Below are 12,078 nucleotides of genomic sequence, written 5' to 3'. Positions count from 1 at the left end.
ATATTTGTGAAAAGTTATTTAATGAATATAATTGTAGGAAATAAGTTAAAAAAATTACGTATGTCTAAAAATTGGTCTCAAGAGCAAGTGGCAGATTTTTTGCACATTTCGCAATCCACTTATGCGAGAATAGAGAGAGGAGACGGAAGTTCGTGGGCAAATTATATTAGGAAGATATGTGAACTTTACAAAATTACCGCAGTAGATATTTTTGAGGAAGACGACGAACGAATAGAAAAAAAACCTCAGGAAATAGAAGAAAAGCTGGGTGACAGTATAAAGGATTTGAAGAAAATTGTAAAATCCTTGAAGAAGAAAAACGATAATAAATAAAAAGGTTTCACCAATTAAGATGAAACCTTTTATAAGGAATTCAATAATTAAGATAAGAAAATTAATTAAGTTCTTTAGTCACAATCTGCATTGTTTCACGGCTAACTTGTTTCAATAAAACTACTTTGTTTTTCTCAACCGTTTCGGCAGCGTCTTCGGTAAAGTGTCGGATCGTATATAAAGTTACATTTTCGCTGTATTCAACTTTGAACTTTTTAGAAAGAATCGCATTCAATTCTGGGAAGTTTCCAAATTTATCTTCCACACAAACAGAAAAACTAATTGCAGAGTTCTGAATTAAGTTTACTTTGATTTTAAATTCGTGGAATAATCCGAAAATCTCGCTGATGTTTTCTTCCATAATAAAAGAGAAATCAATTGAAGAAAGAGAAATCAATAACTGCTCTCTTTTTACGATAAAACACGGATATTGAGGTTCTAAATCGACACCTTTAGAAACGCAAGTTCCTTTTAGAAGCGGATTTATAAACGATTTTACATATAAAGGAATTTCTTTTTTCTGTAAAGGCTGTAATGTTTTCGGGTGAATAACCGTTGCACCGTAAAATGCCAATTCGATTGCCTCACGATACGAAATTTGGTTCAACAAACTTGCATTTTCAAAATAACGCGGATCGGCATTCATAACTCCAGGAACGTCTTTCCAGATCGTTACACTTTCGGCATTTAGGCAATATGCAAATATACCAGCAGTATAATCTGAACCTTCACGACCCAAAGTTGTTGTAAAGTTGTTTTCGTCTGCTCCTAAGAAACCTTGTGTAATATTCAATTGTTTTCTTGGTACATTTTTGCTGATGTTTTGTTGTGTAACTTCCCAGTCTACTCCTGCATCTCTGTAATTGGCATCGGTTTTAATGAAATTACGAACATCAAGCCATTGCGTCTGAATTCCCATGAAATTCATAAAATAGCTTAAGATATTAGTCGAAATCAATTCGCCAAAACTTACAACCTGATCGTAAACAAAATTGTAATTTGGAGATTTATTATGCGCTAAGAAATATTCTAATTCTGCAAACTGAGCATTTATAGCTGTAAAAACTTCGTGATTTTCGTCTTCAAACAAATCCAATAAGATTTGATTGTGGTACTTTTTGATTTCCTGAACAGAAGAACTCAATTCTGTCGATTTTTCAAAGTAATTCTTGATTACAACTTCAAGAGCATTTGTTGTTTTTCCCATAGCCGAAACTACAAGAATTACGTCTTCGTAACCTACTTTTTGTAAAACGTCGTATACGTTTTTAATTCCATCTGCATCTTTTACCGATGCTCCTCCAAATTTAAATACTCTCATTTTTAATTTATAGATTTTTAGATTTTAGATTTCAGATTGGGGCGAAATCTTATTTTTTTCTTTTGCCACAGATTTAAAAGATTAAAAACGATTTTTAAAATCTGTTGTAGTTTGCCACGAATTTCACTAATGAACACGAATTAGAATTAGTGTAATTCGAGAAATTCGTGGCAAAAAAATCCATTTTAATCCTAATAATCTGTGGCTAAATAATTTTTTTTATAATTTTTCTAAGAACGCATTAACACCTGCTTCATCCATTTGAACAACTTGCCAGTCGTCTAAGATTTTAGCGCCAGAATTTTTATAGAAATTTACCGCTGGAGTATTCCAAGCGAGAACATTCCATTCGACTCTTCGTACGTTATCTCTTTTTCCTTGTTTCATGATTTCAGCATAAAGGGCAGAACCCAAACCAGTGCCGCGCATTTTTTCTTTTACAATCAAATCTTCAAGATGAATGGTCTTTCCTTTCCAAGTAGAATAGCGATAATAGTACAAGGCTATTCCAACAATTTCCTTCTGTTTTTCTTCGTTTTCAATCTCTGCGACAAAAACCTGGAATAATGGTTTTTCTCCAAAACCGTCGCGTACTAAATCTTCCTCTGTAATAACGACAGCTTCAGGTTCTTTTTCGAATATTGCCAGCTCCTGAATAAGCTCCAACACCGATTTCATGTCTTCAGGATTTCCTTTTCTAATATTCATGTATTCGTATTTTTAATTATTTATTATCTAAAAAAGCATCGAATTATCTGTTGCTTTTTGCAGATAATTAGCAAATATACAATAGTAGCAAACTAACAAAATAATTTTTAAATCATTCTCACAAAATAGACGATATTTGTGACTTAAAAATAAAACTATAACGATTTAGAAATGGAAGAACGCAATAAAACACTGGGAGAGTTTATTATTGAGAACCAAAAAGCATTTCAGTATTCGTCGGGAGAACTCTCGCGAATTATTAACTCTATTCGATTGGCCGCTAAGGTTGTCAATCATAAAGTTAATCAAGCAGGTTTAGTAGATATTATTGGCGCCGCTGGTGAGCAGAATATCCAAGGAGAAGACCAGCAAAAATTAGATGTCTATGCAAACGAAGTATTTATCCAGACGTTAATAAACCGTGAGATTGTCTGTGGTATTGCTTCAGAAGAAAACGACGATTTTATAACAGTTCAGGGGAGCGACAACTGTCATAATAATAAGTACGTTATCTTAATGGATCCGCTAGACGGATCTTCAAACATTGATGTAAATGTTTCTGTAGGAACTATCTTTTCTGTTTTCAGAAGAGTGACTCCAATAGGAACCCCGGTAACTAGCGAGGATTTTTTACAACCGGGAATCAATCAAGTTGCAGCAGGCTACGTAATTTATGGAACTTCGACTATGCTTGTGTATACTACTGGACATGGGGTGAATGGTTTTACACTAAATCCGGCGATAGGTACATTTTATCTTTCGCATCCGAACATGAAATTTCCAGAAAATGGAAATATTTACTCGGTAAACGAAGGGAATTATGTTCATTTTCCGCAAGGGGTAAAAAATTACATTAAATACTGCCAGCGTGAAGAAGGAGACAGACCGTATACTTCGAGATATATTGGGAGCCTGGTAGCTGATTTTCATCGAAATATGATTAAAGGCGGTGTCTATATTTATCCGACAAGTTCTAAAGCGCCAAAAGGAAAGTTACGTTTGCTTTACGAATGTAATCCGATGGCATTTCTAGCAGAACAGGCAGGAGGAAAAGCAACAGACGGTTTTGGAAGAATTATGGAAATTCAACCAACAGAACTGCATCAAAGAGTACCTTTTTTCTGTGGAAGCTATAATATGGTAGAAAAAGCAGAGGAGTTTATGGCGGCTGAATAAAAGTGTTCAGTATTCAGGTTTTTAGTGTTCAGTAACAGTTTATAGTTTACAGTCACAATAAAACCCGACAGGTTTTAAAACCTGTCGGGTTTAAAATGGTTAAAAAACAATTCACTATATCACAGCAACTTGTTCCGCGTGGTACAATTGGTTGGTAGCATTTCAGTAAAAAAACATAAACCCGATAGATTTTCGAATCTATCGGGTTTATAATTTAATTTTTTAGATTTCAATTCAGGAATCAGTATATAACTGAACACTAAAAAACTGAACACTGAATACTAAAAATTATTTATTCATATTCTCCATTTCGAAAAGGAAAGTATCCAAATCTACTTTTCTGTCTACAAGAGAAAGCGCTTTAGAGACAATATAATTTACGTTTCCTGGCGTAAAACCTAATGCAAGTCCCATACGTGTTAACATTATTTCCTGCAAATCTCCCAAATGATGGTCAACGTGAACCATTCTTGCTAAATCATACAAACGTTCTAAACGTTGCGTATATAAATAAGGAGGATTTATTGGATGTTTCCAAGGATCTGCAAGGATTTCTTTGTATTCTTCTTCAGAGATTTGTAAAGTCGAAGCAATTTTGTCCAAAAACTCTTGTTCTTCTTTACTTATTTTTCCGTCAGCAAAGGCAACGCGCACAATTGCAGAGAAATGACCTCTGTTTCTTTGTTTGAATTCGTTATCAAATAATTCTGAAAATGGCATAGTTAAATAGTTTTTATCAAACAAATATAGCCCAATTTTTAAATTATTGAATTTAAAATTCTCATAAAATTTAACTTATTTTTATTGAAGGATTTGATGGTCTAAATCTTTAATTTTGAAAATTAATCGTAAGTTTACAACCCCTAATTATTTAATTACAATATACCTATGTCACAATTTTGGATTTATTTTCAAATAGGATTAAAACACGTTTTAGATATCAACGCTTACGATCACGTTCTTTTTTTAATCGCCTTAACGGTTCCGTATTTATTTAAAGACTGGAAAAGAATATTCTTATTAGTTTCTCTTTTTACAATTGGACATACTTTGGCATTAATTCTTTCAGTTTACGGAATTGTTACAATAAAAGTAAATTTGGTCGAGTTCCTGATTCCGATAACAATTTTGGTAACAGCTCTGTATCATTTGTTTACGGCAGGAAAGACCTCGAAAAATGATGGCGTAAATCTAGTATTTTTCATAACTTTATTCTTTGGAATTATTCATGGACTAGGTTTTTCAAATTATTTCAAAACAATTTTAGGCGGTTCAGCAACCTCAAAATTGTTACCTTTGGGAGAGTTTGCCTTAGGAATCGAAGCTGCGCAATTAGTAGTAGTTTTTGTGGTTCTGGTAATTTCATATATAGTGCAGACCGTTTTTCGTTTTTCAAAACGTGACTGGGCACTTGTAATGTCAGCTTTTATTATTGGAGTTGTTATTCCAATGATTATTGAAAGCCCAATTTGGAACAGATAAATTAAATGGAAGTAAAAAAACGGAATAAATACGATAAAGCCTATTTACGAATTGCAAGAGAGTGGAGTTTGCTTTCTTATTGTAAACGTAAACAAGTTGGCGCAATTATCGTAAAAGACAGAATGATCATTTCTGATGGTTACAACGGAACACCGTCTGGATTTGATAACTGTTGCGAAGACGAAGAAGGATTAACACGCTGGGATGTTTTGCATGCCGAAGCCAATGCAATCCTAAAAGTAGCAAGATCGACACAGTCGTGTGAAGGAGCAACGTTGTATATCACGCTTTCGCCTTGTAAAGAATGCAGTAAATTAATTCACCAATCGGGAATAAAAAGAGTGGTGTATAAAGACGGATATCGAGACGATTCTGGAATTCAATTTTTAATAAAAGCAGGTGTAGAAGTAGAACATATTCCTGTTTTAGAAGAATAATGAAATTTAATTCGAAATATTTGCCAATAGTCATCGGAGCAACTTTTGCTCTTGGAATAATAGCGGGAAGCGTAATGAATGCTCCAGCTAGCGACCAGCTTTTGGCTAAAAATTACTCGAAAACGAAGCTAAATAAACTCATTGATTTTATCAATACAGAATATGTAGATAGTGTCAATACCGATTCGATCGTAAACTTAACGGTCGATAATATACTTTCAAAACTAGATCCGCATTCTGTTTATATTCCGCCAAGCGAACAGGCAGAAGTTGCTGAAAGTATGAAAGGTGATTTCGTCGGAATCGGAATCAATTTCTACATGTATAAAGATTCTGTAGCGATTATAAAACCGATAGAAAACGGCCCTTCGGCAAAAGCAGGATTAAAATCTGGCGACCGCATTTTATTTGCTGGAAAAAGCAAATTATACGGACGAAAATTACCTTCTGATAGTTTATTCTCAAAATTAAAAGGACTTCAAGGTTCTGAAATTGAATTGACTGTTTTTAGAAAATCAGAACAAAAAAAACTTAAGTTTAAAGTAAAAAGAGATATTATTCCGATCAAAAGTGTCGATGCGTCGATTATGATTGGAAATAAAACGGGTTATATCAAAATTAACCGTTTTGCTGAAACTACTTTTAACGAATTCAAAACCGGTTTAGCGCGATTAAAACAAAAAGGAATTGAGTCGCTTGTGATTGACCTTCGCGATAATGGCGGCGGTTATATGGAAGAAGCGATTGCCATTGCAGACGAATTTTTAAAAGACAAACAATTAATCGTTTTCACGAAAAGCAAAAATGGTTCTACTGAAAAAACATACGCCACTAAAGCGGGTAGTTTTGAAGGCGGAAAAATATATGTTTTGATTAATGAAAACAGTGCTTCTGCCAGCGAAATTTTAGCGGGAGCAATTCAAGATAATGATCGAGGAACTATTGTAGGAAGACGTTCCTTCGGAAAAGGTTTGGTGCAGAGAGAAATGGATTTTAATGACGGCTCGGCTGTAAGATTGACCGTGGCACGTTATTATACTCCGACGGGAAGATCGATCCAAAAGCCATATAAAAAAGGAAACGAAGCCTATTTTAAAGAATCAGAAGCTAGAATTGCGACGGGTGAATTGTATGCAAGAGACAGTATAAAAGTAGCAGATTCTTTAAAATTCAAAACGCCGAAAGGAAAAATTGTCTATGGCGGCGGCGGAATTGTTCCTGATGTTTTTGTGCCAATGGAAGCAGAACACGGAAATGAAAATGTGGCTTACTTACTGCAAACTGGAATTGTAGGTCATTTTGTTTTTGAAGAATTAGATAAAAATAGAAATGCTTTTGCAGGAGATAGTTTTGCTGAATTTTTAGCTAAAATGAAAAACTCAGATGCCTATTTCAAAAAGTTTAAAAATTATATCCTGATGACGGGGCTGGATTTGAAATTGGATAAAACTAAAGGACTTGTAAATCGTTATATCACGGCCGAATTTGCACGCCAGCTGTATGGAGAATTGTATTATTATGATGTTATTCTAAAAGATGATGCCATGATTAAAACAATCACAAATCCGAAGAAATAAAAAAGATTTTAAAATCAAGGGATTAAATTTGTCTAATCTGCTAAATCTGCGGGCGTAAAAATGTTTCCCACAGATTTAGCAGATTTTAAATGATTTTAGTAAAACCTTTCAGATCTTGATCTATTCAATAACTTCAATCTTTATATCATGAAAATAGAAACCGTTGTTAATGCAGAAATCGAACTTCTAACTGCAATTAAAAAATCGGATGTTTTGGCTTTGGATACCATTCTTCATGACGATTTATTGTTCAACATGCCCGACGGACAAACGATAACCAAAGAATTTGATTTGCAAGCGTACCGTTCTGGAAAAATGAAAATAGATTCGCTGGAGGCTTCAGACCAAATTGTGAATATAATTGAGAATACGGCTGTAGTTGCTGTTACCGTTTCATTAAAAGGAACTTATGATGCAACGGCAATTAATGGCGTTTTCAAATATATAAGAGTTTGGAAAAAATCGGGTAAAAATTTAAAAGTTATTGCCGGAAGCTGCGTTCAGCTGGCATAAAGTTTGAAGCTGGAAAAATAATATTAACTTAAAATATGATTCAGCAATCTAAACATAAATGGGTGTTTAATTTGCGGTTTAAACGAAATGATATGAAAAATTTAAAAAGAATAAGTTTATTGGCAATTCTAATGGCCTTTGTAATCTCTTGTACGTCTATGAAAAATGATGCAAATAATCCAGTTACAGGAAGAGTAGAATCAATTGAAGGAGGAAAAGACGGTTACACGGCAAAAATTACAACAGAAAATAAAGAAGTTTATTTTGCAACCATCAGTATTGTAAACGTTGGCGGACCTCAAAACTACAAACAAGTAAAAATTGGAGATGTAGTGTCTGTAAAAGGAGAAAAGTGGAAATCTGAAGATGAAAACCACATCAAAGTAACCCAAATTGTTTCGGTTAAATAAAAAAGATAAACCATATAAGTCATATAAGTTCATATTATACTTTGCGTATAAATTAAATGAACTTATATGACTTATATGGTTTAATAATTTTATGAGATTTTATCGAATGCTATCGTGAGCGTGAGTTTGCGTGCCGTTATTCCATAATGTAAGAATATCCGTTGCAACAGCAGCGCCACTTCCGGCAGCAATTGCCAATTGGCTTCTCCATCCTGCCAAAGTTCCAATTACATAAATGCCGTCAGCAACTTTATGATCTTCGTTTTTAAGCTGAATGCGCTGTTTTTCTGGAAGCGCTTTTTTATGCGGTTCAACAAATTGCATCAAACCTTGAATATCGAAAGTATTGGCAGAACCAATTCCGACTACGATATTTTTTGTTATGTATGAATTTTTATTAGTTACCACAGTAAATTCAGGATAACTGCCCTCAATTTTCATTACTTTTTCATTGGGAATCTGTGTAATGTGCGGATAAGTTGCTGCTAGATTTTCTGTGCTTTCACTTAAAAGTTCAGAGCCCAGTTTTCCTGGAGTAATTCCGTAAGCGTTATAAAATATTGCCTCCTGTAAAGAAGAATTTTTCTGATGTGTAAAAATTCCGATTTTTTTGTCAGTAACAAAAGTTTTGTTTTTTGCGGATCCTAAGACTAGAGCACAAGACATTCCTGAAACTCCTCCGCCAATAATTAAAACATCAAACATATTATCTGTTGTCGTTCATTTTTTCTTCAATTCTTTTTGAAATTCTAAAAATCAAAAGAATTAAAACAGCGCAAAATGAAGCTGCGATTCCAATAAAAGCTACAGCACTATCTCCCTGAAAAGGATTTTTAAAGTCTAATAGCGTAATATTAAAAACAATTAAAGCTAATGCTAAAAGCACTAAGATTGAAGTGAAAATTTTCATAAGATTGGTTTGTTTGTCTAAAATAATAAAGTAAAACTAAAGGTTAAAAAATGCCTTATAGTTGTATTTTAGAAATTTTATGGGGTAAAAGTATAAAAATAAATTTTACACAAACAAACCTTTAACATTAGCAGCGAATAATTTAACAGCAATTGCTAAAAGTATCACTCCAAATGTCTTGCGAACCACTCCAAGTCCGTTTTCTCCTAACAAATTTTCGATTTTTTTCGAAGACTTTAAAACAATATAAACCAATATAATATTAAGGACTATGGCAATTATAATATTAATGGTATGAAATTGAGATCGAAGCGATAATAAAGTTGTCATTGTTCCTGCCCCCGCAATCAGAGGAAAGGCCAATGGTACAATAGAGGCAGATCCTGGCTCTTCGTCACGGTAAATTCTTATTCCTAAAATCATTTCTAAAGCTAAAAAGAAAAGGACGAAAGATCCTGCCACAGCAAACGAATGTACATCGATACCAATTAAGTTTAGCAATCCTTCTCCAACAAAAAGGAAAACGATCATAATAGCTCCAGCAACAATAGAGGCTTTCTCAGATTCTATGTGGCCGACTTTTGCTCTTAAATTTACAATAATCGGAATTGAACCAACTATATCAATCACGGCAAAAAGTACCATACTAACAGTAATGATTTCTTTAAAATCGATTTCTAACATATCGCTTTGATTTTAGGTTTTAAAAAACTGCTGCAAAAGTAGTTAATAAAGTTAGGTGTTTTTTCGACAGCTTGTATTTTTGTTATAAAAACATGTTTTATTGGTTAAAAAAGTGATATTTGTAACAATTATGTTTTTTACCGCAAAGTTTCGCAAAGATTTTTAGCAAAGCCTATGAGTTTTACCGCAGAGCCCCGCAAAGTTTTTAATTTTTTAAAGTTAGCAAAGATTTGAAATTTGAATTTCCGCAAAACATAATAAATTTAGTGTAGCTCTGTGAAAACTTAGTGCAACTCTGTGGTAGAATTTATGCGATAAATTTAATCTCATTTCATCTGCTTTCTTTGACTATCTTTGCACTTTATTAAACAACAGTATTTAAGATCATGTTTCAGTTAGGAAAAACGATTATTTCAGAAGACATTCTGGAAAAAGAATTTGTGTGTAACTTGTCTGCTTGTAAAGGAGCTTGTTGCGTGGATGGAGATGCGGGCGCGCCTTTGAATGAGGCTGAAACGAAAATCTTAGAAGAAATTTATCCTAAAGTAAAGCCTTTTTTAAGAAAGGAAGGAATTGAGGCAATAGAAGCCCAGGGTACATGGATAACAGGAACCGATGGTGATTTAGAAACACCACTTATTGACAACAAAGATTGCGCTTACGTAATTTTTGATGGTAAAACGGCGCTTTGCGGAATAGAGCAAGCTTACAACCAAGGAATTGTTGATTGGAAAAAGCCTGTTTCTTGTCATTTGTATCCAATTCGCGTAAAAGATTTTACAGAATTTGCTGCGGTCAATTATGATAAATGGGATATTTGCGATGATGCCTGTTCTTTGGGTAAAGAATTGGAGGTGCCGGTTTATAAATTTGTCAAAGAAGCATTAATAAGACGCTTTGGCGAAGATTGGTATATGGAACTCGAAAAAGTTGCAGAAGAGCTTAAAAACTCATAAAAAACAACTATCCGTTATATAGTCTTTTTGACTACATATTTTGACTCAAAAAAATTAAATTTTGACTCTAAAAAACTTTTTTAAAAACTATTTAAAATTACTTGCATTTTATATTTAAAAGGCTATATTTTACGGCTCTTTCCGAAGATTTATAGGTTTTAAATGTCTCATTTACAAATAATTAATTATTGTCTGAAAAATATCGCAATTTTTAGTCGTTGTTAAAAACTACGCTCAATTGTGAATAAGTTTGCCTTTCATTTTTGGCGTTAATTAACAATCTTTGTACTGCTTGTTTGAGAGCAAAAATTCAATACAAAAATTAACAGAATCTGTCATGTCACAAATCGAACCAATATTACAAGAAAATAAAAATCGCTTCGTTATTTTTCCGATTAAACATCATGATATTTGGGAGTGGTATAAAAAGATGGAAGCAAGTTTTTGGACTGCCGAAGAAATCGACTTACACCAAGATTTGACAGACTGGAATAATAAGTTGAATGACGACGAAAGATATTTCATTAAACATATTTTAGCATTCTTTGCGGCTTCTGATGGAATCGTAAACGAAAACCTTGCTGAGAACTTTGTAAACGAAGTTCAATATGCTGAAGCTAAATTTTTCTATGGTTTCCAAATTATGATGGAAAACATTCATAGTGAAACCTATTCTTTATTAATTGATACGTACGTTAAAGACGAAGCAGAAAAAACAGAATTGTTTAATGCTTTAGAAGTTTTCCCTGCAATTGCTAAAAAAGGAGAGTGGGCTTTAAAATGGATTGAGTCTGATTCATTTGCAGAAAGACTTATCGCATTTGCTGCTGTTGAAGGAATTTTCTTTTCTGGTGCTTTCTGTTCAATTTATTGGTTGAAAAAACGTGGTTTAATGCCAGGTTTAACTTTTTCTAATGAGCTAATTTCTCGTGACGAAGGCGTACATTGTGATTTTGCGGTTCACCTGCATAATCACCATTTAGTAAACAAAGTGCCAAAAGATAGAATTAGAGAAATCATTGTTGATGCTTTAGATATCGAAAGACAGTTTGTTACAGAATCACTTCCGGTAAGTTTGATTGGTATGAACGCGACTTTAATGACGCAATATTTAGAGTTTGTTGCCGATAGATTATTGGTAGAATTAGGTTGTGAACGTGTGTATGGATCAGCGAATCCGTTTGACTTCATGGACATGATTTCTCTTCAAGGAAAAACTAATTTCTTTGAAAAACGTGTTGCAGAGTATCAAAAATCTGGTGTGATGAATACCGATAGCGATGCTCAAAAAATTTCATTCGATGCAGATTTTTAGGTAACAAAATACTTTTAGCGCCTGCTCTTCCAGTGGCGCTAGAAAAAGATTAACAGAATATTTTTTTTTAAGGTTGAATCTCGTTCCCCAAATCGCAGGTTCAATAGCAATTTTAGGCGCATTTAAATTCGATTTTCGAATTTGAAATGAGTAACTATTGAGAATTTGGTAATTCTCTAAAAATAATTTTAAAACACGCAATGTTTAAGTGCTGGAGTTCGTTCTCTAGATACTTTCATTTTTTCAATAACTATAA

Annotated in this window: 15 protein-coding genes; 9 read left to right on the top strand and 6 right to left on the bottom strand. The window is 33.5% G+C overall.

Annotation, left to right across the window (positions count from 1 at the left end; genetic code table 11):
- Positions 1-60 precede the first annotated feature (60 nt).
- Entirely contained in the window at positions 61-333 is a 273-nt protein-coding gene (locus tag EG814_RS00270) for a helix-turn-helix domain-containing protein (RefSeq protein WP_235830878.1), read from the top strand.
- A 61-nt stretch (positions 334-394) separates the two neighbouring features.
- Here the strand turns inward: EG814_RS00270 and EG814_RS00265 are convergent, their stop codons facing one another.
- Together EG814_RS00265 and EG814_RS00260 are read right to left on the bottom strand one after the other, a co-directional pair.
- The gene (locus EG814_RS00265; protein ID WP_125717757.1) at positions 395-1,654 is read right to left on the bottom strand and encodes an aspartate kinase; all 1,260 of its coding nucleotides are present in this window, start codon (positions 1,652-1,654) and stop codon (positions 395-397) included.
- A 219-nt stretch (positions 1,655-1,873) separates the two neighbouring features.
- Entirely contained in the window at positions 1,874-2,362 is a 489-nt protein-coding gene (locus EG814_RS00260) for a GNAT family N-acetyltransferase (RefSeq protein ID WP_125717756.1), read from the bottom strand.
- A gap of 171 nt (positions 2,363-2,533) precedes the next feature.
- Between EG814_RS00260 and fbp the strand changes: the two genes are divergently transcribed.
- Complete coding sequence (gene fbp, locus EG814_RS00255; protein ID WP_125717754.1) at positions 2,534-3,538, top strand: class 1 fructose-bisphosphatase; 1,005 nt, start codon at positions 2,534-2,536, stop codon at positions 3,536-3,538.
- 288 nt (positions 3,539-3,826) lie between these two features.
- Here the strand turns inward: fbp and EG814_RS00250 are convergent, their stop codons facing one another.
- Entirely contained in the window at positions 3,827-4,258 is a 432-nt protein-coding gene (locus EG814_RS00250; protein WP_125717753.1) for a TerB family tellurite resistance protein, read from the bottom strand.
- 168 nt (positions 4,259-4,426) lie between these two features.
- Between EG814_RS00250 and EG814_RS00245 the strand changes: the two genes are divergently transcribed.
- The 5 genes from EG814_RS00245 to EG814_RS00225 all read left to right on the top strand — a co-directional run bounded on the left by EG814_RS00245 (position 4,427) and on the right by EG814_RS00225 (position 7,957).
- On the top strand, positions 4,427-5,020 hold the full coding sequence (locus EG814_RS00245) for a HupE/UreJ family protein (protein WP_125717751.1): 594 nt from the start codon (positions 4,427-4,429) through the stop codon (positions 5,018-5,020).
- A gap of 5 nt (positions 5,021-5,025) precedes the next feature.
- Positions 5,026-5,457, top strand: a complete 432-nt coding sequence (locus EG814_RS00240; protein WP_125717748.1) for a deoxycytidylate deaminase — start codon at positions 5,026-5,028, stop codon at positions 5,455-5,457.
- Positions 5,457-7,034 carry a S41 family peptidase gene (locus tag EG814_RS00235; RefSeq protein ID WP_125717746.1) on the top strand — a complete coding sequence of 526 codons (1,578 nt, stop codon included), beginning with the start codon at positions 5,457-5,459 and terminating at the stop codon, positions 7,032-7,034. Before EG814_RS00240 ends, EG814_RS00235 begins: the two co-directional genes overlap by 1 nt.
- A gap of 147 nt (positions 7,035-7,181) precedes the next feature.
- Positions 7,182-7,547 (top strand): nuclear transport factor 2 family protein, encoded by a 366-nt coding sequence (locus EG814_RS00230; protein WP_125717745.1) that lies wholly within the window; start codon positions 7,182-7,184, stop codon positions 7,545-7,547.
- A gap of 92 nt (positions 7,548-7,639) precedes the next feature.
- Positions 7,640-7,957 (top strand): hypothetical protein, encoded by a 318-nt coding sequence (locus EG814_RS00225; RefSeq protein ID WP_125717743.1) that lies wholly within the window; start codon positions 7,640-7,642, stop codon positions 7,955-7,957.
- A gap of 99 nt (positions 7,958-8,056) precedes the next feature.
- Here EG814_RS00225 and EG814_RS00220 read toward each other — a convergent pair whose 3' ends face one another.
- From EG814_RS00220 to EG814_RS00210, 3 genes are all read right to left on the bottom strand, one after another.
- Complete coding sequence (locus tag EG814_RS00220) at positions 8,057-8,662, bottom strand: FAD-dependent oxidoreductase (RefSeq protein ID WP_125717741.1); 606 nt, start codon at positions 8,660-8,662, stop codon at positions 8,057-8,059.
- 1 nt (position 8,663) lies between these two features.
- Positions 8,664-8,867, bottom strand: a complete 204-nt coding sequence (locus EG814_RS00215) for a hypothetical protein (protein ID WP_125717739.1) — start codon at positions 8,865-8,867, stop codon at positions 8,664-8,666.
- Positions 8,868-8,972: 105 nt separating this feature from the next.
- Entirely contained in the window at positions 8,973-9,551 is a 579-nt protein-coding gene (locus EG814_RS00210; protein WP_008465051.1) for a MarC family protein, read from the bottom strand.
- A 386-nt stretch (positions 9,552-9,937) separates the two neighbouring features.
- On the opposite strand from EG814_RS00210, the gene EG814_RS00205 reads away from it, so the two are divergent.
- Positions 9,938-10,507: a DUF3109 family protein gene (locus EG814_RS00205; RefSeq protein WP_125717737.1), complete on the top strand. Its 570-nt coding sequence runs from the start codon at positions 9,938-9,940 to the stop codon at positions 10,505-10,507.
- Positions 10,508-10,844: 337 nt separating this feature from the next.
- Positions 10,845-11,822, top strand: coding sequence for a ribonucleotide-diphosphate reductase subunit beta (locus EG814_RS00200; protein ID WP_125717735.1), 978 nt, complete (start codon positions 10,845-10,847; stop codon positions 11,820-11,822).
- Positions 11,823-12,078 lie beyond the last annotated feature (256 nt).

Source organism: Flavobacterium ustbae, assembly GCF_003946915.1.
Taxonomy (GTDB): Bacteria; Bacteroidota; Bacteroidia; order Flavobacteriales; family Flavobacteriaceae; genus Flavobacterium; species Flavobacterium ustbae.
Note: the sequence above shows the minus strand (reverse complement) of the source record. Positions and strands in the feature narration are given on the sequence as shown.